This is a genomic window from Stenotrophomonas sp. STEN031, assembly GCF_056759975.1.
This window is the reverse complement of record NZ_JBRREA010000061.1, coordinates 1-24,043: the sequence shown is the minus strand read 5'-3', so window position 1 is coordinate 24,043 and position 24,043 is coordinate 1. Positions and strand designations below refer to the sequence as shown.

The window sequence follows — 24,043 nt, the reverse complement described above, 5'->3', positions numbered from 1 at the left end:
CTTTTGGCTTTTGGCTTTTGGCTTTTGGCTTTTGGCTTTTGGCTTTTGGCTTTTGGCTTTTGGCTTTTGGCTTTTGGCTAGTTCTTTAGCCCTTCTCCCGCTTGCGGGAGAAGGGTTGGGATGAGGGGACGCTTTTGATCTTGCCGGGTAAGGCCCCTGCCGAGCATGGCTCGGCACTACAGTGGCCTTTGCTCCTTCTCCCGCTTGCGGGGTGAGAGGGGCAGCTTGCCAACCACAGGTTCGCTGCCCATCGAACGCCCTTGCGCCAGCGCAAGGGCCGGGGCGCGGAGCGAGGGTTGGGATGAGGGGACGCCTCTGATCTTGCCGGTAAGGCCCTTGCCGAGCATGGCTCGGCACTACAGTGGCCTGCTTTGGCTTTGCCCTCAGCCCTGCGTCCGCAGCAGCTGATGCAAGGTGCTCTTCAACCTGCGGCCTTCCTCGCGCAGGTAATCACGTTCATCGCGCCACGCAGGAAAACGCGCTTCCACTTCCGCCCAGAACGCCGGCGAGTGGTTGGCCTGCAGCAGATGACACAGCTCGTGCACCAATACGTATTCAAACGCCGATGGCCGCGCCAATACCAAGGCCAGATCCAGCGCCATCGAGCCATCCGGCGCCAGTGATCCCCATTGCGAGGACATCACCTTGGGCCGCAGCCGTGACGGCGCCCGTGCCAGGCCCGGCAGATAACGCGGCAGCCACTGGCCGACATCAGCACGCACCTGCACTTCGTAGAATTCGCGCAGCGCGCGCCGCAAGGCGGGCTCCCCTGCACGCGCCGGCAACTGGATCGTCACTCCATCGGCATCCGCCTCGATGCGGGTAAACCGTCCTTCCTGCCACTGCACCGGCAACAGTTCGCCGCGCAACGGCAGCACGCCGGGCTCACGCAGACGCAGTGCTGGCGCGAGCAAACCATCACCACCCAACCGCGCCAACTGTTGCTGCAACCATTGCCGGTTTGCCTGCAGGAAACGTTCGCCGGAAACCAGGCTTGCCCGCAGCGGCAGGGTCAGCCGTGCACCGCGTTCGTCCACGCTGAGTTTGAGCCGGCGTGCACGCGGATCACGCACGCGCAGCACTTCGATCTCGGCATCGTCCAGACGCAGGCGCACCGTGTCGCGCTGGATCACCGGCGCGGCGGGGGTCATCAGACGGCGAAGCAGACTAACCATGGTCCCAGCATAGTCCCTACCCGGTTACGAAACCGGGTAGGCCAGCAACGGGTTCAGCTATCAGCCTTGCTCAGCTTGAATGCCTGCTCCAACAACAGGAACAGTCGGCGGATTTCACCACTCTGCAGGGCGAAGCGGGCATCCAGTTCGGCGCGGCGGCCTTCCTCGTCGATGTGCTCGAGCTGGTCCAGCGCACCATCGAGGAACTTCAGCTTGCGCACGATCAGGTCGTCGCCGAGCACGAAGGACAAGTTGTCCTCGAACACCAGCGCCAGCTTGGTGACCTGCTTGCCGGCGTCCAGGTGCTTGTCGATCTCGTCGCAGCGCAGTTCCTGATGCTGGCACTTGACCACCGCGCCACCTTCGGCCGGGTCCTTCATCTCGCATTCTTCGCCCAGGCTCAGGCCTTCGGGCAGCGGTTCGCCGGCGATCCACGCGGTCAGGATGGCGCGCGGTGCGACTTCGGCGTTCAACGGCATTGCCGGGAAGCTGCCGAGCATGCCGCGGATGTCACTCATCACGTTCTCGCCGGTCTTGCGGCTGGAACTGTCGACGGCGACGTAACCGTGCTGCAGATCGAGGAAGGCATCGGTGCGCGAGCTCTTGACGAAGGCGCGCGGCAGCAGCTCATGCAACAGGTCGTCCTTCAGGCGCTTGCGCTCACGTCCACCGGGCTTGCGACCTTCCTTCTCTTCGATCTCTTCCAGCTTGCGCTGCAGCAGATCGTTGACCACCACGCTGGGCAGGATCTTGTCTTCACCGCCGACGGTCAGCCACAGCGCATCGCCGATGCGGTGCGAGAACTGGGTCTTTTCTTCACGACCAAACGGCGAGATGAAACCGCGCGAGGTCATTTCCAGCGCGCCGACCGGCTTGAGCACCACCTGCGGCAGCAGCGTGTCGACGTCGGAGAAATCAATGGAGGTAGGGAAACGGAACAGCGTGAGGTTCTTGAAAAACATGGATGTCCTATTTCGTATTCATGGTTCAGGGGCTTGCTTCTCGTCGCTGGAGAAGCTGCTCCGAAGAGCGTGCCCCCGTGGAGCCGGGGGCGGAAGAGGGTGATGCGCGGTGCCTGGTTTCAAACCACCGTAGCACTGCCTGCCCTCATCCCAAGCCTTCTCCCGGCGGGAGAAGGGCTGCTTGATCCTGCTGCTTGTCGCTGCCATCCAGCCACGCCTGCGCATCAGACTGCGGCGCGTCTTCACGACGACCCAGCGCCATGAAGTCGAACAGCTTGGGGTCGGCCAGTTGCGAGGGGCGGATATCACCCAGCGCGCGCGAGATCTGTTCGATGCGGCCAGGCGTGTCCTTCTCCCACTGTTTCATCATCAGGCCGATCTGCTTGCGCTGCAGGTTTTCCTGACTGCCGCACAGATTGCACGGAATGATCGGGAACTGGCGGGTATTGGCGTAATCGATGATGTCCGCTTCGCGCACATAGGCCAGCGGGCGGATCACCACATGCTTGCCGTCGTCGCTGCGCAGCTTCGGCGGCATGCCGGAAATCTTGGAATGGTGGAACAGGTTCATGAAGAAGGTAGCCACCATGTCATCGCGGTGGTGGCCCAGCGCGATCTTGGTGAAACCATTGGCTTCGGCATAGGTGTACAGCGAGCCACGGCGCATGCGCGAGCACAGCGAGCACATGGTCTTGCCTTCCGGAATCACCCGGCTGACCACCGAATACGTGTCCTGTTCGATGATGTGGTACGGCACGCCCACCGACGCCAGGTATTCCGGCAGCACATGCTCGGGGAAACCCGGCTGCTTCTGGTCCAGGTTCACCGCCACCAGCTCGAACGGCACCGGCGCCTTCTTCTGCAGCTGCAACAGGATGTCCAGCAAGGTATAGCTGTCCTTGCCGCCGGACAGGCAGACCATCACCTTGTCGCCGGCCTCGATCATGCCGAAGTCGGCAATGGCCTGGCCTACCTGGTGACGCAGGCGTTTGCCGAGTTTCTGGTGTTCACGTTCGGCCACGTGCGGATCACGGGCCCGCGGGGCGGGATCGGGCAGGGAAATGACAGCGCTCATCCCGGGCATTCTACCGGCTGGGACGCGCCTCCACAGCGTCGGCTGCAGCAGCGTTGCACAAAAGCGTAATACCGGCGTCACCACGCGATGACAGCATTTCTGACTCCCTGTTCAGTTGTTGACTCCATCGTGCTCCCTACCCGTCTTGCTTCTGCTGTCTGTCACGCGCTCCTGCTTTCCGCTCTGGCTCCGGCCGCCGCACTGGCCCAGGATGCCGCCACACCCGCACCCGCCGTGGCCAAGGACCTGGATACCGTCATCGTCACCGGCCGCAGCGGCACCGGTGTGCGTACCAAGGTGGAAACCAGCTATTCGGTAACCAATATCGAGGAAGAACAACTGCGCATGCAGGCGCCGACCAGCGTCACCGAGGCGCTGAAGTCGGTGCCCGGCTTCTGGGTGGAGGCGTCCGGCGGCGAGGCCAGCGGCAACATCCGCGCGCGCGGCATCCCGGTCGACGGCTTCGGCTCGGTGACCCTGCTGGAAGACGGTATTCCGGTGGTGCACGACCCCGCGCTGGGCTATCTCAACGGCGACCAGGCCTTCCGCCTGGATGAAACCATCGAGCGTATTGAAGTGGTGCGTGGTGGTCCGGCATCGGTGATGTACTCCAACGCGCCGGCCGGTGCGATCAACTTCATCCCGCGACAGGTCGGCGACGAAGCCAGCGGCGTGTTCAAGTACACCGTCGGCGACAGCGGCCTGAACCGCATGGACTTCGCCTATGGCAGCCCCTTGGCCAATGGCTGGAAGCTGCTGCTCGGCGGCTTCTACCGGGTCGAGGACGGCGTCCGCGATCCCGGCTTCAACGGCAACGAAGGCGGCCAGTTCCGCCTGAACCTGGCCAAGGAGTTCGAAGGCGGGCGCTTCAGCATCGATGCCAAGCACATGGACGACCGCGTCGCCCTGTACCTGGGCATCCCCATGTACACCAACGGCAACGGCGACATCCGCGCAGTACCCGGCTTTGACGGCAATCACGGCACCCTGGCCGGTCCGGAGACGCGCCATCTGTCGATGAAGACCGCCGATGGCCGTGGCTGGGACTTCGACAACAGCGAAGGCACCCACGTCAAACGTGACCAGCTCACGCTGAAACTGGAAACCGAACTGGGTGCCGGCTGGGAGCTGGCGCAGTCGGCGCGCTTCAGCAAGACCGACACCATCCGCAACGGCGTGTTCCCGAACTCGCTGACCCCGGCTGCCACCTTCCTCGATGGGCAGAAGAGCCTGCTGGCCGGCGTACCCGGCGCCGCCTCGCTGGGCCTGCGTTACGTCAACGGCAGCGGTGAGTTCAACACCGCCAACCAGAACGGCAACGGCCTGCTGGTCATTGGTGGCCTGCGCGGCCTGGACATCCCGGTGCGTGAGTTCGTCAGCGACACCCGTTTGATGCGCAGCTTCGACCTCGGCGGCCAGCAGCACAACCTGACCCTGGGCTATTACATGGCCTCGACCAAGGAAGACTACAGCCGCTATTCGTCCTCGGTGCTGATGGACGCCAGCAACAATGCCAGCCTGCTCGGGCTGGTAGCGCTGGACGCCAATGGCCAGGTGCTGAAGACCTTCACCGACAACGGTGTGTGGCGCTACGGCTACGAATGGAACAACGCCTCCGGCGAGCAGAAGACGCATGCCTTCTACGTCAGCGACGAGTGGCAGGTGAATGATCAGTTGCGCATCGACAGCGGCCTGCGCTGGGAAAAGGCCAGCAGCAGTGGCTGGAACGAGGTTCGCCGCAGCGTCAACGGCGGCACCCTGGCCACCTCGCAGATGCTGACCGGCTCGGGCATGTACGTGAACCACGACCTGAGCTCGGACGACCTGGGCTGGTCGATCGGTGCCAACTGGCAGTTCAACGACAGCATGGGCGTGTTCGGCCGCTGGACCTCGGCCTTCCGCCTGCCCAGCCTGGGCAACTACATCACCCGCAACGACAACTGCGACGCAAGTTCGGCCGAAACCGTGGCTGCCTGCGCCGCCGCCAACGGCAAGGTTGCCGATACGCAGACGATGGATCTGGCCGAGATCGGCTTCAAGTTCGCCAACCCGCTGTTCAGCGCCTACGCGACTGCCTTCTACACCAAGTACGACAACGTCGGCTTCAGCAACTACAACTTCAACCCGAACACCGGTGTGTCCAGCCGCGAGGCCGGCTATGCCAGCACCCGCACCTTCGGCGTGGAGCTGGAAACGGCGTGGTACCCCACCGACTGGCTCGACCTGCGCCTGACCGCCACCTGGCAGGACGCACAATACCGCGACCTGCGTTACAGCGAACTGGTCAACGGCGCGCCGGTGCTGCGCGACTTCGTCGGCAACCAGCTGATCCGTGTGCCGGAGCTGGGCGGGCGCCTCGTCGCCGGCATCAACCTGCTCGATCAGCGCCTGCGCCTGCAGGCGGCCGCCGAGCACCAGGGTGAACGCTATGTGGATACCGCCAACTCGGTGCGACTGCCGTCCTACGAAGTACTCAACCTCAGCGCGCGTTACGAGCTGACCGATCGCTTCTCGGTCTACGGCTACGTCGACAACGTCACCAACTCGCTGGGCCTGACCGAAGGCAATCCGCGCGCCGGTGAACTGTCCAGCAGCGATGCCGGTGCCAGCGCCTTCATCGCGCGGCCGCTGCTGGGCCGCAACTACCGCATGGCCGTGATGTACCGCTTCTGATGCGTAGCTTGCTCCCCGTATTGCTGGCGGCGTTTGCCGCCAGCACCACCGCCCAGGCGGCCGACGTACTGCAGCTGCAAGGCACGCTGGAAGGCAAGGACCACCAGCGCTACCTGGCGCTGCCGTTCGAGGTGCCGGCCGGCACCGGTCGCGTCGCCGTCACCCTGCACCATGACGGCGCGCAGGACCGCACCGTCATCGACCTCGGCCTGCTCGATGCCAACGGCTTCCGTGGCTGGAGCGGCGGTTCGCGTTCGTCGATCAACGTGTCCCGCTACGACGCCAGCGGCGGTTACCTGCCAGGCGCAATTCCCGCCGGCAAATGGCAGGTGCTGCTCGGCATCCCCAATATCCGCCCCAAGGTGCAGACGCCGTACAAGGTGGAGGTGACCTTGTGGAGCGAGGCAGAGGTGGACGCCGGCAGCGACCGCAACGGCCCGGTGTTGCGTGACAGCGCCGGCTGGTACCGCGGCGACCTGCACATGCACAGCACCCACAGCGACGGCAGCTGCAGCAGCCAGCAGGGCCGCAAGGTGCCCTGCCCCTTGTTCCTCAGCCTGCAGGCGGCGGTACGCCAGGGCCTGGATTTCGTCGCCCTCACCGAGCACAACACGGTCTCGCACCTGGAGGAAGTGGCGCGCCACCAACCGTGGTTCGACCAGTTGCTGCTGATCCCCGGCATGGAGGTCACCACCTTCCAGGGCCATGCCAATGTCTTCGGCGTCAACGGCCCGCTGCCCTTCCGGCTGGGCGAGCAGGTGCCGGACTGGAGCAGCCTGCTGGGCCAACTCAAGCGCAGCGACGCGGTGTTCTCGATCAACCACCCCGCACTGCCCTCGGGCGAGGACTGCATGGGCTGCGGCTGGACCCCGGCCACACCGGTGGACATGGCGGCTGTGCAGGCGGTGGAAGTGGTCAACGGCAGCCAGGCCGATGGCCCGCGCGCCGGTGTCGGCTTCTGGGAGAAGCAACTGCAGCAAGGTCGACGCATGACCGCCATCGGTGGCAGTGACAGCCACAACCCGGGTGCGGCCAATGGCCCCTCCCCGATCGGCCTGCCGGCCACGCTGGTGCATGCGCCGGCGCTGTCGCGCAACGCCATCCTTGCCGCGCTCAAGCAGGGCCGGGTGGTGGTGGATGTGCGCAATGTCGCCGGCAGTCGCCTGGACCTGTGGCTGCAGAGTGATGCGGGGCAGCGCGCGGAGATGGGCCAGCAGTTGGCATTGCCGGCCGGGCAATGGGCCACCCTGCATGCCGAGCTGGACTATCCGCGGCCGGTGCGAATCGAGCTGATCGTCGATGGCCAGCGCCATCCCAGCAGCGTGGAGACCGGCGCCAATGGTGTGCAGCAGGCCAGCCTGCGCTGGCGCTCGGACGGCAAGCGGCATTGGCTGCGGGTGGACGCGCGCGACGCCGATGGCAGCCTGTTGCTACTGGGCAACCCGGTATACGTGAACTGGCCGCGCTGACCGGCTAAGCTGGCGGCATGTCCGAGCTGCCGCCAATCCACGAGCTGAACCAGCGCATCGCCGAGCTGCGGGCCGAGCACCGCAGCCTGGACGAACGTATCGCCAAGCTGGCCGCCAATCCCGACGACGACCTGGACGCCAAGCGCCTGAAGAAGCGCAAACTGCAGCTCAAGGACTGCATCACCAAGCTGGAAAGCATGCTGATCCCGGACGAGCCAGCCTGAGCGCAGCTCAACGCAAAACCCGCCAACAAACAGTAGTGCCGAGCCATGCTCGGCAGAGGCCTTCCACTACAACCCATCAACCCCGCCGGGATTGTGGCAGTGGGGCAAGCCGCGAAGCGGGCAGCATTGAGATCACCGGCATGCCTGCCCCCTGATTGAGCAGCGGCTTCGCGGTTTACGCCGCTCCTGCAAGCCTTGCAGCAAGCCAGTCCAACGGATCAACTACTGACCGTGGCCAACGCGGCAATCAAACGCACCAAGCTGACCTGGCCCCGCTCCCCGGTCTTGTCATAAATGGTTTTGAGCCGGCTCAACGCCGTGCCTTGGGTAACCCCACATTCCTGCGCCGCGACGCCAATATCAGCATGCCGATGCAGGGCCAGGGCCAAACGCGATTCGGCTTCTGTAAGCCCAAACAACTTTCGCAATATGGGCTCCAACGATTCCGCAGCCCGCCCCACCTCGCGCACGAACACCAATAATGCGCCCTGCTCGTGCGGCGACCATTGCACAAGCCGGTGCGCGGTCAGCACCAGTTGCGGACGCTGCGCGCCGTCATGCACGATCAGTTTTTCCACATCGCCACCGGACAAGCGGCTGTCGCCGCGCAATGCCCGCTGCAACAAACCCTGTACACCCGCCCGCGCGCGGCCGGCCACGTTCAACCGGCCCTCCTCGCGACGCAACAGGCCACCTCCCAGCAAACGTTCGGCAGCGGCATTGCAGCGACAGATACGCAGGTCCCTGCCCAGCATCAACATCGCCACCGGCGAATGCTCCAGCGCCTGCTCCAGCGTGGTTACCTGCTGCTGCAGGCCGCTGATCCGCCGCAGCATCGCGTAGGCATTGATCCAGTGCGGCGTGAGCGCCTGCATCAGCCCCAGTTCCGCCTCGCCATAGGCACGATGGATATCGCCGTGGCACAACGACAACGTCACCGAACTGCTGCCGTCGTAAAGGCCCACCGACGCCACCTGCTGGACGATATCCAGCTGCCGGTAATAGGCGTCGTAGAAGCCATTGTTCAGTGCTTCGCTGCGGGCCAGGAATGCGTCCGTGTTCAACACCCGGCCGATGGCCAACTGCGGTGTCACCCGCTTCATCCACGGATCCTCGCGCAGGTCCAGGTCAGCCAGCAGTCCAGCCATGCGTGCATGATCCACGCCATGGACATGGCTGACCTGTCCCTTGCCGGCGGCAACATCATGGATGAGCACACCGGTGATGTGGCTGTCGGTGATCTCGGCCAGGCGTTGGTTGAAGGTCTGCAACGCCGAGATATCCAGCACCGCGGCATACAGGGGTTCGAGCAGTTCGCCCAAACGCCGCTCCCGCTGCTGCGTTGCAGCGGCTGATCGGCGGGCCGGTGTTCCGATCGAGGCTGTGCCGGCACGAACCATGCTCATCCACGCAGCCCCCATGCACTCCGCCGGCAGCCGGCGGGAGGGGCGATGCCCCGACGCGCTACGAATCGACGCTCCCGCTTCAAGGCCATCCCCCGGTTGTCAAGCCCTGACAGGGAGTGTTTTGGGTTTTTCCGCTGCGGTCAACTGTCGTGGACTGGGCGCTGCGTGGCTTGCACCGTCAGACCCCCCGAACCACAGGCCTGGGAAAGCGGCAGGGGAACCTTGGGCAGACGCACGCATACCTTCGCAGTCTTGCTCGGCCCTGCACTCGCCATGCCCCGCCGGGTGATGGGTGCGCCGAAGTCCATGGACCGGCATCACAGCGCGGCTTGCGTCCCAATCAAGAGATCACCATGAACAAGCCATGCCGCCTGTCTGCAATCTTCCTGATGACCGCAACTGCACTGCCTGCAAGCGCTCAGTCCGGGTGGCTGGGAAAATGGAAGGAGGCAAGTGGTGAGAGCCGCAACGCCATTGAGTTCAGCGAATTCGATGGTCAGGTGTTGATGACTGGAAGCATAGCGATCAGCGTAGGCAACAGCATCTACAACTACCCCAGAACATTGGCCACAGCACTTGTCTTCTCCAAGGACGGAGAGACGCTCCAGTTCAAGAACAAGCAGGGAGCCACCTATCTGCTCTGCGAGAAACAGTCGCCGTCCCGCCTTCGCTGCACCTCCACCGACACCTCGGGTCAAGCCGTTTATGAGCGTTCGTAACCCACGCCACTACCGCTACAGGCCTGTGCTGAGGCGCGCAGTCTCCGAACCCAAGGCGGGACCCACTTGCTGATGCAGTCAGCTACCGGACGCACTCGGGTTGATGCGCGCCCCCATTCCAGCACCAACAACGGAGAGAGAGCATGAGCACAAGCAAGCGGCCGTTCAACGGCGTGGGCCGGGCAGGACTTGCAGCACTGCTTCTGGCAACGGCCGGATGCGCGAATTTCACCCCGCTCGCCAGCAAGCGAACCCTCGACGATGGGTCCACCTGGCTCACCTATGATTCCTCTCGTCGCGGAACAATCATCATCCCTGCCACCTCTGCAGGAAAGTACCGCTTCTGTGCAGAGCCCTCACCCGATGTAGCCCTGGTTCTGGCCAGCAAGCTGAAAGCCAGCGGCAAGGCGACGAAAGGCGCGGAAGCCGGGACTGAGATGGACATGTCAGCCAGCGCGATGGAACTGGCGGGAAGGAATCATTCGGTTCTTCTTGCACGCGACGCGATGTTCCGCCTGTGCGAGGCCTCTCTCAACAACGCCTTCAGTTCAACCGAGTACCTGGAGCTCTTCAACCAGATACTGCAGATGACCACGTCGATAGCAACCGCGGATGCGGAAAACGCCAAGGCAAGGGTGGCATTGGCGACCAGCCTGAAGGAACAACTGCAAAGAATGCCAGCGCTTTCGGAGCAGACCCCTGCCGAGACAAAAATGATTCAGGACACCCTTGAATCACTGAAATCAATCCGCTGAGCGCGGCGGGCTCTACGCGCCGCCCCCTCACCGACGCGTAGTGCCGAGCCACGCTCGGCAGGGGCTTTACCCGCAAAGCTTCCGTACACCGGGCCGCAAGCCGCTTAGCAGAACCTACCCCTCCCCAACCCTCCCCTTGCCTGCGGCAAAGGGAGGGAGCAGAAGCGGTAGTGCCGAGCCATGCTCGGCAGGGGCGTTACCCGCAAAGCATCCGTACACCAGGCCGCAAGCCGCGAAGCAGAACCTACCCCTCCCCAACCCTCCCCTTGCCTGCGGCAAAGGGAGGGAGCAGCAGCGGTAGTGCCGAGCCATGCTCGGCAAGCGGCCTTGCAAACAATTTCAGGGCTGCAGGAGCGGCTAAGCCGCGAAACCGGCAGCGTTGCAATCACCGGCATGCCTGCAACCTGATTGAGTTGTGGCATCGCGGCTTACGCCGCTCCTACAAGACAGCGGACTCCGGCCATGCCCCAGCGGAGCATGGCTCCGCTCTACGGGGTTGCCGCTCAAGCTGCTGGCGGCACTTCCGGCTTCACCGCTTCCGGGCTCACACGCTCGATGGTGTGGCGCAGTTCGCGGCCGAGGATGAACTTGGCGTCCTTGGCCCAGGCATCCAGGCGTTCGTCGAACAGCAGCTTGCTGTTCTGGTCCGGCCAGACCAGGCGCAGTTCACGCATCTTCTGGATGAAGCCGCGGAACAGGGTCTTGTCGAAGAACTCCGGCGCGGCCGGTGCGTACAGCAGGCTCAGGCGCTGTGCGGCCTGTTGACACAGGCTTTCCAGTTCACCAGCGCCGAGCGTGCCCGGGCCGTTCTTCACCAACACCGAGATGGCGATGTAATAGCGCTCGAATGCCTGTTGCAGCGAATGGCCAATCGCACGCAGACGGAACACCTCATCGGTCTGGCCGGTGCTGCGCGCAAGCATTCCGCCATCGTCTTCGCCCACGTGTTGCAGCAGGCCTTCGCGCACGAAGACGTCGATGGTCTGGTCGATGCGCGCGGCGAATTCGTCCTCGGTCCAGGGCAGAAACAACTCCGCCTGCAGGAACGGATACAGGCCGCGACCCAGCCGCAGCAGGCCACCACGGCTCATGCGGCGATTGTTCTGGAAGCAGCAGGCCACCCACGACGATGCGGTGAACAGGTGCAGCACGTTGTTGCGGAAATAACTCAACAACACCGCGGTGTCGCCACTGACGCTGAGCACATCGCCCAGCGGGTGCTTGATGCGGGTGAGAACGTTGATTTCCTCGGCGTGGGCAATGATGCGCTCGGGCGAATGCGGGGTGACCGTGACCCGGTCGGAATACGGCATTTCCACCAGCAGCTTCTTGCACAGTTCGATCTGCGCGATCAGGTCGGCCTCGCCCATCGCGTGCTTGGGCGTGGACAACAATGCCAGCGCCAGCAGGTTGATCGGGTTGACGTCGGCGGCGGCGTTGATGCGTTCCTGGATCTGCTCGGCAAGCGTGTCGACCGTGCCGGACAACCAGCTCGGCTTCTCGTCCTCGGGCACCGGCTGCCCATCCCATTCGGGCGCCATTTTCGCCAGCACATCGTTGAGCGCGATCGGCTCGCCGAAGTTCACCACCACCTGGCCGTAGTTCTGCTTGAGCACCTTGGGAATGCCCCACAGCAGCGCCCAGATCGATTCCTTTTCCTTGGGCCGGCCAGTGAGCTCGTCCAGGTAGCTGTTGCCCTCCATCAGCTTTTCATAGCCGACGTAAATGGGCTGGAACAACACCGGCTTGCGCGGCTGGCGCAGGAAGGCGCGCAGCGTCATCGAGATCATGCCGCCCTTGGGCTGCAGCAGGCGACCGGTACGCGAGCGTCCGCCCTCGACGAAGTACTCGATCGAATAGCCGCCCGCCACCAGCTGCGCGACGTACTCGCTGAGCACCGCCGAATACAGCGCATTGCCCTTGATCGAGCGGCGGATGAAGAACGCACCGCCCTTGCGCAGCAAGGTGCCGACCACCGGCAGATTGAGGTTGATGCCGGCCACGATATGGGGCGGCACGATGCCACGGTCGTAGAGCAGGTAGCTCAGCAGCAGGTAGTCCATGTGGCTGCGGTGGCTGGGCACGTAGATGATTTCGTGGCCCGGTGCCGCTTCCTTGAACTTGTCCAGGTGATGCACCAGCACGCCGGCATAGATGCGGTTCCAGACGTGGCTGAGCATGAAGCTGGCCGAACGCACCACCGGGGTGGAGTAGTCGGCGGCGATCTCCCAGGCATAGCCCTGCGCCTTCTTCCAGGCCTCGGTAGTCTTGGAGTTGTCGCGCTTGGCCTGCACGGCGATGGCTTCGCGCACCGAATCCGATTCCAGCACCTTGTCCACCAGCAGGCGACGAGTCGACAGGTCCGGGCCGATGATCGATTCGCGGATGCGGCGGAAATGGGTGCGCAGCACGCGCTGCAGCTTGCGCACGGTGCGCTCCGGCTCCAGGCCCTCGTCGACGGTGCCACGCAGCGAGACCGGCGGGGCGAAACGGACGATGGTGTCGCGGCCATTGAGCAGGATCGCCAGCAGGCGGCGGAAGCGGCCCACCAGCGCCCAGTTTTCCGAGAACAGCACCGCAAACCAGCCGCTCTGCTTGTCCGGGGCGCGGCCGACGAAGATCGACACCGGCACCAGGTGCACGTCCAGGCCCGGGTTGGCGCGGTGCGCCTGCAGCAGCTTGGCCAGCGAATCGGAATGGGTCTTGGCGCCGCGCTGCTCGGGGATCAGCGCGCTGTTGCTGGAACGCCGCGACAGCGCCACGTAGGCGCGCTTGCGCCCGGTCGGGTCACCGGCCAGCGGCACCAGCGGCGACGGCAGGCCGGCATCACGGCAGGCCTTGTCCAGGATCAGCGCATTGGACAGACCGTAGTCCTCCAGCACGTACACCACCGGGCGGCCATCATTGTGCTGGCCAGCCTGCTCCGGCTCGATCTTCAGGCCCAGCCAGGGCTCGATCAGCTTGCCCAGCAGGCGCGCCCACCACGGGCGACGCGCGGCACGGGCCGCCGGTGTTGGTCGCGCAGAGGCGCCCGGCACAATGGCAGCAGGAGTGGCGGGCGGCGCGTTGGCGTCGTCCGGCGGCAGCAGTTCACCCTGGTCGGGCTGGGATTTCTGTTTCGACATCGGCGCCATTATGGCTTAGCCGCCGCTGCGGCGTTGTCCGGTGTTTCCGGATCTGGGACGTCGGCCGCCTGCAAGGCATCGGCCTTGGCCTGCTCAGCGGTGCGTGCGGCCGCCAGCACGGCGTCCACGTCGCCCAGGGTGCGCGCCAGGTACCAGCGCTTGTCGCGCCTTACCAGGGCCACCTCAAGGTCCAGTTCCTTGCCCGCCAGCGGGTACTGCACACGCACGGTGGCGCGGTCGCCGTCCTGCGACACCAGGCCGGTACGCATCTGTTCCACGCTTTCATCCAGCTTCAGCCCGTAGGCGGCCAGCACCTGCTTGCTGGCCGCGGCGAACGGCCCGAGTTTCTGCAGGCTGCCGGTCATCCCGGCCTGCTGGAAGGCCTGATCGCCAGCCAGACCGGTCGCACGCGCAGCGGCAGTGAGGGTGGCGATCGAGGTCTGGGCCAGCTTCGGATCGGACAATGGCGCAGCCTGTGCCCAGTCGCTGAGCGCGGTGACAAGCTGCACGTAATGCGCACGTTCGGCCGCGTTGTAGTCACCTTGGTGGCTGATGTACTGCACGCCGAACAGACCCAGCGAATGCGCGGCCTGCCGCACGGCGGCGGTCTGCCCTTCCAGCTGTGCCTTGAAGGCGCGCTGCAGGCTGCGTTCGGCGTCCTTCTCCGACAGCGTGGCGAGCAGCGCGGGCAGCTTTTCGTCCAGCGGCAGCTCGGTCAGCGGCCAACGGCTATGGCCCTGGGCCCAGGCGGCTTCGAGCTCGGCATATTGGGCAGGGGGCACGGCAGCGCGGGCGTAACCGACCAGGTCGTTGTTGCGCAGGTGCTGGGCCAATTGCCGCACCGCCGCAGCCGGCTCGGTGGCGGCGCCCGGCAAGGGCTCGGTGTTGCGCTTGCAGGCGGCCAAAAGGGCTACAAGGCAGACCGAAGCCAGAACGATGCGGTGGCAGCTGCGTAGTGAACGGCGTTGCATGGCGGCGGCTATCCTCCCCGTAGGCCGAGCATCTTGATGCCTGCCCGGTGACAGCAGCAAGCACGGCCGTCACGGTGGAGCGGCGATTTGGGAGTCGGGATTGGAGATTGGATAAAGGCGGACGGCAGGATTTCCACTCCCCCAAAGCGACGAGCACTGTTGCCCACTGCGAATCCCCAGCCCCGATGCCCAGATCCGGGCATAAAAAAAGAGGCCGCCCCGTTGCCGGTGACAGACCCCTCAAGCCGGCGCGAAGCCGGTAGACATGTTTGACGCATCGCCGGCAGAGCCGGACGGAACGTAGCCTACGCGTCCGGTTCAGTTAAAGCAACACTTTATAAACAACCATATAAGTGATTGATTTTATTTAATTGACTCGGCGATTTCACGCTGAATAGCCAGCGCCGTGGCACGCGGATCGGCGGCCAGGCGGATCGGCCGGCCGACCACGATGGCATCGGCACCGTCGGCAAAGGCCTGGGCCACGCCGACCGTGCGCTGCTGGTCGTCACCCACCGGGCCACCGGGGCGGATGCCGGGGCAGACGATGGAGAAACCCTGACCGGTTGCCGCGCGGATGGGCGCAGCTTCCTGGCCCGAGGCGATCACGCCGTCGATGCCGGCGCGCTGCGCGGCCAGCGCGCGCTCCACCACCACGTCGACGGGTTCACGGTCGATGCCCATCTGGGCCAGGTCCGGCCGCCCCATCGAGGTCAGCACGGTCACCGCCAGCAGGCGCATCTCCGAACTGTTCGCAGCAGCGGCCGCTTCCATCATGCCGGGATGCCAGCCATGGATGGTGCAGTAGCTCACCGGCCACTGCGACAGGCGGCGGATGACGCCGGCAATGGTGGCCGGAATGTCGAAGAACTTCAGGTCGACGAACACGCGCTTGTCGCGCTTGGCCACCGCGTCCAGCACGTCGAAGTATTCACCCGAGGCCAGCAGTTCCATGCCGATCTTGTAGAACGACACGGCGTCGCCGAGCTTGTCCACCCATTCCAGGGCCTCGGCCTTGCCGGGCACGTCCAGGGCGAAGATCAGGCGCTCGTCATTGCGCAGCGGCAACGGTGCACGGTTCATCGGGCCAGCTCCAGGGCTTCGCGCTTGGCGCCATTGCGCAGATCGGCCGGCAGCGACCAGGCGTTGTTGATGGCCGCCCCTTCCCAGCCACCGTAGGTGGGGTTGGGCAGGATCCACCAGCGCGAGCCGATCCAGCCCTGGTACTTGTCCAGCAGCAGGTCGCGCGCGGCCAGGCTGTTGTCCTCGACCTGCAGGAAGTCGGTGAACTGGTCGCCCACCTGCATCAGCACGCGGTACTGCTGCGCCACCAGCTGACGGCGGCAGCCCTTCTCGCTGCCGTGCTCCTTGCAGCCCGGCACCGGCGTGCCCAGGCCCAGATAGACGCTGTCATCGGCGACCGGGAAGCCGACCTTGCGCAGGTTGGCGATGGTGGCGTCCTTCATCGCCGCGGTGCGGTTGCTGATGTAGATCATGGTCACGCCCTTGGCCGCAGCGACCTGTGCGAACTGCACCGCGCCCGGCACCGGCTGCGCCTTCTGCTCGTCCACCCAGGCTTCCCAGGTGGCGTCGTTGTAGCTGGTGCCCTCACTCACCAGGCGCGCCTGGTAGGGCGAGTTGTCGAGCACGGTTTCGTCCACGTCCACCACCACAGCCGGCTTCAGGGTCGCCGACTGATGGTTGCCGCCCTCTTCCGGCAGCAGCGCGGTCCAGCGGCCATCGGCCAGGGCCGCATCCAGCTGCGCGCCGGCCAGCTTCCAGGTCTGCAGCGCGCTGGCCCGGTATTCCTGCGAACGCTGCACCCACAGCACGGCATTGAGGTTGTCGTTGGGCGCATTGGCCGGGGCCACGACCGCATCGGCCGGGGCCGGCGAAACGTGGCGCTGCGGCGCGGTGGTGCTGCAGGCGGCCAGCGACAGCAGGGCGCCGGCCAGCAGGGTAAGGGCAGGGAATCGGGACATGGAAACTACCGGGATCTTCGAAAACCGGGCAAGTTTACCGGCTCCCCGCTTTGCCCGCCTTGCCGGGTCAAAACCGGGGCTAAAACCGGGGTCAGAGTGGGGTTTCAGAACGAAACCCCACTCTGACCCCGGTTTTAGCCCCGGTTTCAGCTCTCAGCTATGCTTGCGCCCCCTAGCAAGACCGGAGCCCGGACCGTGACCGACGCCAGCCAGACCCCCGATTTGCCCGTTCTCGTTGCCGACCAGGCACGCGTGCTGGGCTGCCTGATCGAGAAGGAGGCCACCACCCCGGACACCTATCCGCTCACGGTCAACGCCGCCCAGGTGGCCGCCAACCAGAAGACCGCACGCGAGCCGGTGATGAACCTGGAAGCCGGCAAGGTGCAGTACGCGCTGCGCCAACTGGAAGCCATGGGCCTGGCCCGCCAGCATTTCTCCTCGCGCGCCGAGCGCTACGAGCACCTAACCGGCCTCAAGCTGGACCTGCCGCGCCAGCAGGTGGCCCTGCTCGGCCTGTTGCTGCTGCGCGGCCCGCAGACCGCCGGTGAGCTGGCCATCCGCAGCGAGCGCATGGCCAAGTTCGCCGACTCCGCCGACCTGCGTCACCAACTGGAGCGCATGCAGCAACGCGGCCTGGTCGTGCAGCTGCCGCGTGCCGCCGGGCAGCGCGAAGACCGCTACATGCACCTGCTGTGTGGTGCGGTGGATGTGGAGGCCTTGGCCGCGCAGTACCGGGCACCGGCTGGCGCTGCTGCCGCTGCCGGCAACAGCGCACTGGAAGGTCGTGTGGAACAGCTGGAAGCCATCGTCGCCGCGTTACAGGAGCAACTGGCCGCATTGCAGCAGCAACTGGGCGGCTGAGCCGACGCTGGCCGTAGCCCGGGTAAGCGCAGCGCACCCGGGGCCGTTGCCAGAAAGCCGTAGATCGCTGATATCCCAGCTCCCCGGGTGCGCTGCGCTTACCCGGGCTACGGGCTCAGGCGGGCGTATTGACGAACAGCAGCAGTTGTTCATCCTTGCCGGGCAGCACCACGGTGCCGTCATCGCGGAAGCCGGCCTTTTCAAGCAGCGCCACCGAACGGGCGTTGCCCGGCGAGACCACCGCACGCAGTTCGCCCAGGCGTAGCGTGCCGCGCGCATAAGCCAGCACGCCTTGCACCGCTTCCAGCGCATAGCCCTGGCCGGTGTACGCAGCCAGCAGGGCATAACCGACATCCGCGCAGGGCAGGCCATCGCGTCGCACCAGTCCGGCGTTGCCCAGCCAGGCGCCATCGCTGCGGCGTTCGATCGCATACATGCCGAAGCCGTTCGCGGCATAACTGCCAAAGGTGTGATTGCGCACGTAGTCGCGCGCCTGCTCCAGTGTGCGCACGCCGCGGTCGCCGATGAACTCGTGGAAACCGGGCTCGTTGAGCAGCTGCAACATGCCGGCAGCATCGCCGTCGTCGTCGCGCAGCAGCCGCAGTTGCAGGCGTTCGGTTTGGATCAAGGACATATAGGTGCTCGGCTTTGGCCCCCTCCCTTCTGCGTAGCAGAGGGGAGGGTTGGGGAGGGGTGCTTTTGGTTTTTGCTGGTAGAGCCCCTGCCGAGCATGGCTCGGCACTACCAGCGCCCCTTTTTTGCTCAGGAAGGGCTGAGGGGCTGTTTGCGCTAGGCGCCAATCAAAGCGCAAGACCGAGGCCAAAAGCTACCCCCTCCAAGCCTTCCCCTTGGCTTCGCCAAAGGGGAGGAGCCAAGCCGTGCCCCCTCCCTTCTGCGTAGCAGAGGGGAGGGTTGGGGAGGGGTGCTTCTGGTTTTTGCTGGTAGAGCCTCTGCCGAGCATGGCTCGGCACTACCAGCGCCCCTTTTGCTCGGAAAGGGCTGAGGGGCTGTTTGCGCTGAGCCCAATCAAAGCGCAAGACCGAGGCCAAAAGCTACCCCCTCCCAGCCTCCCCCTTGGCTACGCCAAAGGGGAGGAGACAAGCATCAATCAAACAGCGCCTGGATCGCCGCCAATCCTGCCTTGGCGCGCTCCTGCTTGTGCGCGGCATCGGCTACCGGGTCGGCACCATCGCGCTGGATCTCGCCGGCCGGAATCTCATCGAAGAATCGACTGGGCTTGAGCCGGATATGCTCGCCAAACTTGCGGGTCAAGCGACTGAAGCTCATCCACAACTGGATCTTGGCGCGGGTGATGCCCACGTACAGCAAACGCCGCTCTTCCTGCAGGTTGCCTTCATCCAGGCTGACCTGGTGCGGCAGCACGCCGTCCTCGCAGCCAACGATGAACACATACGGAAACTCCAGGCCCTTGGACGCGTGCAGCGTCATCATCCGCACCTGGTTGCCGCCGTCATCCTTGTCGTTGCGCGAGATCAGCGCCAACTGCGCGGCCATGTCGGCGGCGCTGGCGCCGCGTGGACCGCTCTCGAACCACGAGGCCAGTTCTTCCAGGTTGTTGGCGCGACGCTCATAGCCGGCGGTGTCCTTGGCTGCGTGACGCAGCTCGGCCAACATGCCCGAATCCTTGGCCACGCGCCGCACCAGGTCGCCCGAACTCATCTGCCGCATGTCCAGCCGCAGCGCGCGCAGGATGTCGGTGAACTTGCTCAGGCTGTTGGCCGCACGCGGGGTGAGCTGGGCCAACGCGCCCATGCTCTCGGCCGCCTGCGCCATCGGGATGTCTTTCTCGGAAGCCAGCTCCGCCAACTTGGCCAGCGTGCTGGCGCCGACATCACGCTTGGGCGACTGCACCGCGCGCATGAAAGCCGTGTCGTCGTCCGGGTTCACGATCAAGCGCAACCAGGCCAGCGTGTCCTTCACCTCCTGCCGTTCAAGGAACACCGTGCCACCGTTGAGGTGATACGGCACACCGACCAGCTGCATCGCTTTTTCCAGCGGCCGCGACTGGAAATTGCCGCGGAACAGGATGCAGAAATCACTCCACGGAATCTTGCGACTGGTCGCCAGGAAATGGATTTCCGCGGCCACCTTTTCCGCTTCGTGTTCACTGTTGCGGCACTCCCACACGCGGATGCGCTCGCCGTCGGCCTGGTCGGACCACAACGTTTTCAGATGCTCGTGCGGGTTGTGCGCGATCAGCGCATTGGCCGCGCGCAGCACGCGGTTGGAGCAGCGGTAATTCTGTTCCAGCTTGATGATCTGCAGCTTGGGGTAATCCACGCCCATCTGCTGCAGGTTCTCGGGATTGGCGCCACGCCAGGCATAGATCGACTGGTCGTCGTCGCCCACGCAGGTGAAGTTGCCAGCGGGCCCGGCCAGCTGCTTGAGCAGGCGGTACTGGGCGTCGTTGGTGTCCTGGCATTCGTCGACCAACAGATAGCCGATGCGCTCGCGCCAGGCCAGGGCGATATCCGGGTGCTCTTCCAGCACCTGCACCGGCAGGCGGATCAGGTCATCGAAATCCACCGCATTGAACGAGGTCAGGCGGGTCTGGTACAGCTCGTAGACCATCGCCGCGTCCTTCTCGCGGTTGCTGCGTGCCGCCGCCATCGCCTGCTCGGGCGACAACCCGGAGTTCTTGGCCCGCGAGATCAGGTTCTTCATGTCCTCGATGTCGTCGGGCTTGGCATTGCTGCCGCCCAGCAGATCCTTGATCTGCGCGCCGGCGTCGTCGGCATCGAAGATGGAGAAGTTGCGCTTCAGCCCCACCTGTTCATGTTCGATCTGCAGGAACTTCAGGCCCAGGGCATGGAAGGTGCAGATGGTGACTTCGGCCGCGTCCTCGGCGCGCAGGCGTTTGGCCACACGCTCGCGCATTTCCTTGGCCGACTTGTTGGTGAAGGTGATCGCGGCGATGCGGCGGGCGCTGTAGCGGCCAATGCCGATCAGATGGGCAATTTTTTCGACGATCACACGCGTCTTTCCGCTGCCGGCACCAGCCAGCACCAGCAGAGGACCTTCGGCGTGCACAGCCGCCGCGCGTTGGGGGGGGTTGAGGGAATCCAGCATCTAGAAACGAGTGAATGGAAGTGAGAAACGAGACCGGACGGGGGGCGCGATGCCGACACCGGGGTATTCTGTCACCCCTCGGGATCCGATGTTGCTTTCACTGGTTCCTGGTCCCTATCCCCTGGTTCCTGATTCAATGGCCAAGCTCTATTTCTACTATTCGGCGATGAACGCCGGCAAGACCACCACCCTGCTGCAGTCCGCGCACAACTACCGCGAGCGCGGCATGCGGGTGGCCCTGCTCACCCCGCACCTGGACCACCGCGCCGGCACCGGCGTGGTCGCCTCGCGGATCGGTCTGCAGGCCGAAGCCACCACTTTCGAGCGTGATACTGACCTGGAGGCGCTCATAAAGCAGGACATTGCCGCCCACGGCAAGCTCGGTTGCGTGCTGGTGGACGAGGCGCAGTTCCTGAGCAAGTCGCAAGTGTGGCAGCTGTCCGAGGTGGTCGACCAGCTGCGCATCCCGGTGCTGTGCTACGGCCTGCGCACCGACTTCCGTGGCGAGCTGTTCGAGGGCAGCCAATACCTGCTGGCCTGGGCCGACGAGATGCAGGAGATCAAGACCATCTGCCACAGCGGCAAGAAGGCGACGATGACCGTGCGCGTGGACGAAAACGGCTTCGCCGTGCACGACGGCCCGCAGGTGGAGATCGGCGGCAACGACCGCTATGTGTCGGTGAGCCGCGCCGAGTTCAAGAAGATCACCCGCGGTGAGGGGCGGATTGATCCGATGCAGGCGCCGTTGCCGTTGTAGGCCAATTTACATTAGCCCCTGTGCCCCCTAGGCTGCGACCATCTCCAAGGAAGAATGATGCCCACCATGTTCCGCTATTTATTGATCATCCTGCTGTTGCCACTGTGTCTGCCCGCTGTCGCCGCCGAAACACCGCCACAGGAAGACGGGCCCTTGCTCAACGCCGGATTCCTGGATGGTCATCCGGACATGATGTACCGGCAGTGGGGGGTAAACGCACTGCATCGCGGTGAAGTGGATAGCGCGATGGAAAACTTCCGGCTTTCCGCGCGCTATGCGGATAAGCCGGCGCAGGGCTACCTGGCCGAAATGTACTGGTTCGGCGTGGAACGTCCTGCAGATCGGGTCATGGCGTTTGCATGGATGGATGTCGCTGCCGAACGCGGATACCCCTTGTTCGTCGAGCTGAGGGACCAGTATTGGGCAGCGCTTCCGCTGGAACAACAGGATGCAGCACGTGCCCAAGCCCGACAGCTCGCCGCCGAGTATGGTGATGCAGTGGCCAAACCGCGCATCGCGGCGGTCCTGACACGCGGCCTGCGCGCAATGACAGGCAGCCGTACCGGCTCTATGTCGAACAATGTCGATATCGTCTACAACGACGGCGGGATGGAGCGCACCATCAAGGCTGACCGGATGTATGACAAGAAATACTGGGATCCCGATCTCTACCAGAAGTGGCAGGACGCAACCTGGATGAAGATCCGCCGTGGCACGGTGGAAGTGGGCAAGCCCGCGATGAGCATTCCCGCAGCCACCGACAAACCTTGATTTCGACCCGGGGCGGGATCAAAACCGCCCCGGTGTCAACGCAGCCTCGCTTGCAATCAATACAACGTCCGCTCCGGCGCACCGGCTGCCGGCGGCGTGTACTGGTACAACCAGGTTTCGGTCAACGTCTTGCCACCGCTGCGCAGGTATAGCCGCACATCAATCTGATCGGTGCTGCCGTCTGGCGGCACCAGGTCGAACATCGCGCGGTAGCCCTTGATCTCGCGCAGCGGCCGCGCCGATACCACTTCCACGCGGCCACGGCTGGTTTCCACCACGGCTTCCACTTCGGCCTTGTCGATCAGGCTGGCGAGTTCGCCGCCTTCGAAATCCACCGCGAAGCGCCACGAGAAATACTCACGTTTCTTGCCGATGATGCCGCCCAGGCCGGTGCGGCTGGCCACGCAGTGGGCGAGCGGCGGGCGCGCCGGCGGCTCGGCGCCCCAGTACAGGCGATAGCCCACCAGCAACTCCTGGCCCGGCTGCGGCTTGGCCTTGGGGTTCCAGAAGGCAACGATGTTGTCGAAGGTTTCATCAACGGTGGGGATCTCCACCAGCTGCACCGAGCCCTCGCCCCATTGCCCCTTGGGTTCGATCCACAGGCAGGGGCGCTTCTCGTAGAACACGCCGTCGTCCTGGTAATGGTCGAAGTTGCGGTCACGCTGCAGCAGGCCGAAGCCGCGCGGGTTGTTGTCCACGAACATGTTGAAACGCAGGTTGGCCGGATTGCACAGCGGTCGCCAGATCCACTCACCGGCGCCGTTCCACATCGACAAGCCGTCGGTGTCGTGGATCTCCGGGCGCCAGTCCCAATCCATGCGACGGTCGTTCTCGCCGACCTGGTACATGCTGGTGCAAGGTGCGATGCCGAGCCGCTCGATTTCCTTGCGCGGGTACAACGCGCTGTCGATGTCCATCAACAGCACGTCACCATTGGTGATGGCGAAACGATAGGCACCGGCAACGCTGGGCGAATCCAGCAAACCATAGACGACGAGGGTGTCCGAATCAGCGGCTGGCTGTTCCAGGTAATAGGCGATGAAATCCGGAAACTCTTCCGGGCGGCCCATGCCGGTATCGATCGCCAGGCCACGCGCCGACTGCCCGTACTGGCCTTCCTTGCCTACCGCGCGGAAATAGCTGGCGCCGAGGAAGGCAGCGAAGTCACGGTCGGTATCGCTGCGGGTATTGAGGCGGAAGCCGGCAAAGCCCAGGTCAGCCGGCAACTCGCCATCGTGGATGCCGCTCTTGCCGTAGTTGAAAGCCGCACCGTCATAGGCCAGTTCCTGCGCCTTGCCGTCGACCACGTCGAACATGCGCACTGGCGAATGGAAGTACAGGCCGAGGTGGAAGAACTTGGCCTGGAACTTGCCGGGCTGGTCCGCCCACAGCGCATGGTCCTGCCGATAACTGATGGACTGGTACTGGTCCCAGTCCAGCTTCTCCAGCGCGCCCGGCAGGGTGCGTTTGTGGCTCTTGTAGGGTGCCTGTGCCAGCGCGCGGGCCTGGCCCTTGAGCGTGGCGAAATCGAAAGGCTGCGGCTGGCCCAGGCGGCGCAGGCCCAGCTGCGCCGGTTTCCCGGCCGCGCAGGCGCTGAAAGCGGGGAGACCGAAGGCCGCCAGGGCGGCAGCGGCGTTGCGCAGGAAGTCGCGTCGTTGCATGAAAGGCAGGCCGATAGGGGACCGCAGCATGGTAGGCGCAATTACGTGAATCGACAGCCCAGGACGCTCAGCGGATGAACATCCGCTTCAGCCAACCTGACCTTTAGTGCCGAGCCATGCTCGGCAGGGGCCTTCCCGGTCAACCACCAGCAGCAGTGCAGGCCCCAGAAACCAACGCGGCATCACCCCGCCAACAGCGCACCCCTCCCCAACCCTCCCCTTGCCTGCGGCAAAGGGAGGGAGCAGATGCAGGTAGTGGGGGGGGGCGCGGGGGGGCGGCGGTGGAGGGGGTGGGGCGGGCGGGCCCGGGGGGGGGCGCGCGCTGGGGGGCCCGCGCCGGTGGGGGTGGCGGCGCCCCCCCCAGACC

General features: G+C 64.8%; 19 protein-coding genes. 8 read left to right on the top strand and 11 right to left on the bottom strand.

Annotated features, from left to right (window positions below; translation table 11 throughout):
* Positions 1-383: 383 nt before the first annotated feature.
* From ACVOLQ_RS19095 to ttcA, 3 genes are all read right to left on the bottom strand, one after another.
* Positions 384-1,175, bottom strand: a complete 792-nt coding sequence (locus ACVOLQ_RS19095; protein ID WP_481528965.1) for a M48 family metallopeptidase — start codon at positions 1,173-1,175, stop codon at positions 384-386.
* Positions 1,176-1,228: 53 nt separating this feature from the next.
* On the bottom strand, positions 1,229-2,137 hold the full coding sequence (locus ACVOLQ_RS19090) for a recombination-associated protein RdgC (RefSeq protein ID WP_481528964.1): 909 nt from the start codon (positions 2,135-2,137) through the stop codon (positions 1,229-1,231).
* A gap of 145 nt (positions 2,138-2,282) precedes the next feature.
* Complete coding sequence (gene ttcA / locus ACVOLQ_RS19085) at positions 2,283-3,212, bottom strand: tRNA 2-thiocytidine(32) synthetase TtcA (protein WP_481528963.1); 930 nt, start codon at positions 3,210-3,212, stop codon at positions 2,283-2,285.
* Between the two features lie 129 nt (positions 3,213-3,341).
* On the opposite strand from ttcA, the gene ACVOLQ_RS19080 reads away from it, so the two are divergent.
* Genes ACVOLQ_RS19080 through ACVOLQ_RS19070 form a run of 3 tightly spaced genes read left to right on the top strand, consistent with a single transcriptional unit; the run spans position 3,342 to position 7,578 of the window.
* The gene (locus ACVOLQ_RS19080) at positions 3,342-5,885 is read left to right on the top strand and encodes a TonB-dependent receptor (protein WP_481528962.1); all 2,544 of its coding nucleotides are present in this window, start codon (positions 3,342-3,344) and stop codon (positions 5,883-5,885) included.
* Positions 5,885-7,354 carry a CehA/McbA family metallohydrolase gene (locus ACVOLQ_RS19075; protein ID WP_481528961.1) on the top strand — a complete coding sequence of 490 codons (1,470 nt, stop codon included), beginning with the start codon at positions 5,885-5,887 and terminating at the stop codon, positions 7,352-7,354. The genes ACVOLQ_RS19080 and ACVOLQ_RS19075 overlap by 1 nt, the downstream gene beginning before the upstream one ends.
* 17 nt (positions 7,355-7,371) lie before the next feature.
* Positions 7,372-7,578, top strand: a complete 207-nt coding sequence (locus ACVOLQ_RS19070) for a YdcH family protein (RefSeq protein WP_313172796.1) — start codon at positions 7,372-7,374, stop codon at positions 7,576-7,578.
* Positions 7,579-7,796: 218 nt separating this feature from the next.
* Here ACVOLQ_RS19070 and ACVOLQ_RS19065 read toward each other — a convergent pair whose 3' ends face one another.
* The gene (locus ACVOLQ_RS19065; RefSeq protein WP_481528960.1) at positions 7,797-8,984 is read right to left on the bottom strand and encodes a PAS domain-containing protein; all 1,188 of its coding nucleotides are present in this window, start codon (positions 8,982-8,984) and stop codon (positions 7,797-7,799) included.
* Between the two features lie 353 nt (positions 8,985-9,337).
* Here ACVOLQ_RS19065 and ACVOLQ_RS19060 point away from each other — a divergent pair, with 353 nt between their 5' ends.
* Entirely contained in the window at positions 9,338-9,703 is a 366-nt protein-coding gene (locus ACVOLQ_RS19060) for a hypothetical protein (RefSeq protein ID WP_481528959.1), read from the top strand.
* Positions 9,704-9,846: 143 nt separating this feature from the next.
* Positions 9,847-10,458: a hypothetical protein gene (locus tag ACVOLQ_RS19055; RefSeq protein ID WP_313172799.1), complete on the top strand. Its 612-nt coding sequence runs from the start codon at positions 9,847-9,849 to the stop codon at positions 10,456-10,458.
* 503 nt (positions 10,459-10,961) lie between these two features.
* Here ACVOLQ_RS19055 and plsB read toward each other — a convergent pair.
* The 4 genes from plsB to ACVOLQ_RS19035 all read right to left on the bottom strand — a co-directional run bounded on the left by plsB (position 10,962) and on the right by ACVOLQ_RS19035 (position 16,536).
* Complete coding sequence (plsB, locus tag ACVOLQ_RS19050) at positions 10,962-13,592, bottom strand: glycerol-3-phosphate 1-O-acyltransferase PlsB (protein WP_481528958.1); 2,631 nt, start codon at positions 13,590-13,592, stop codon at positions 10,962-10,964.
* Complete coding sequence (locus tag ACVOLQ_RS19045; protein WP_313172801.1) at positions 13,592-14,554, bottom strand: hypothetical protein; 963 nt, start codon at positions 14,552-14,554, stop codon at positions 13,592-13,594. The genes plsB and ACVOLQ_RS19045 overlap by 1 nt, the downstream gene beginning before the upstream one ends.
* 363 nt (positions 14,555-14,917) lie before the next feature.
* Positions 14,918-15,637: an orotidine-5'-phosphate decarboxylase gene (pyrF, locus tag ACVOLQ_RS19040; RefSeq protein ID WP_481528957.1), complete on the bottom strand. Its 720-nt coding sequence runs from the start codon at positions 15,635-15,637 to the stop codon at positions 14,918-14,920.
* Positions 15,634-16,536, bottom strand: a complete 903-nt coding sequence (locus tag ACVOLQ_RS19035; protein WP_481528956.1) for a 5'-nucleotidase, lipoprotein e(P4) family — start codon at positions 16,534-16,536, stop codon at positions 15,634-15,636. Before ACVOLQ_RS19035 ends, pyrF begins: the two co-directional genes overlap by 4 nt.
* 195 nt (positions 16,537-16,731) lie before the next feature.
* On the opposite strand from ACVOLQ_RS19035, the gene ACVOLQ_RS19030 reads away from it, so the two are divergent.
* Positions 16,732-17,397 (top strand): YceH family protein, encoded by a 666-nt coding sequence (locus ACVOLQ_RS19030; RefSeq protein WP_481528955.1) that lies wholly within the window; start codon positions 16,732-16,734, stop codon positions 17,395-17,397.
* A gap of 115 nt (positions 17,398-17,512) precedes the next feature.
* On the opposite strand, the gene ACVOLQ_RS19025 is transcribed toward ACVOLQ_RS19030, so the two are convergent.
* Both ACVOLQ_RS19025 and ACVOLQ_RS19020 read right to left on the bottom strand, forming a co-directional pair.
* Entirely contained in the window at positions 17,513-18,031 is a 519-nt protein-coding gene (locus tag ACVOLQ_RS19025) for a GNAT family N-acetyltransferase (protein ID WP_481528954.1), read from the bottom strand.
* Positions 18,032-18,501: 470 nt separating this feature from the next.
* Positions 18,502-20,484 (bottom strand): UvrD-helicase domain-containing protein, encoded by a 1,983-nt coding sequence (locus ACVOLQ_RS19020; protein ID WP_282272288.1) that lies wholly within the window; start codon positions 20,482-20,484, stop codon positions 18,502-18,504.
* Between the two features lie 139 nt (positions 20,485-20,623).
* Between ACVOLQ_RS19020 and ACVOLQ_RS19015 the strand changes: the two genes are divergently transcribed.
* Entirely contained in the window at positions 20,624-21,244 is a 621-nt protein-coding gene (locus ACVOLQ_RS19015) for a thymidine kinase (RefSeq protein ID WP_313172806.1), read from the top strand.
* Between the two features lie 57 nt (positions 21,245-21,301).
* A complete protein-coding gene (locus tag ACVOLQ_RS19010) occupies positions 21,302-22,015 on the top strand; it encodes an SEL1-like repeat protein (protein WP_313172807.1) in 714 nt (237 codons plus the stop codon).
* Between the two features lie 56 nt (positions 22,016-22,071).
* On the opposite strand, the gene ACVOLQ_RS19005 is transcribed toward ACVOLQ_RS19010, so the two are convergent.
* On the bottom strand, positions 22,072-23,676 hold the full coding sequence (locus ACVOLQ_RS19005; RefSeq protein WP_481528966.1) for an OpgD/OpgG family glucan biosynthesis protein: 1,605 nt from the start codon (positions 23,674-23,676) through the stop codon (positions 22,072-22,074).
* Positions 23,677-24,043: the final 367 nt, after the last annotated feature.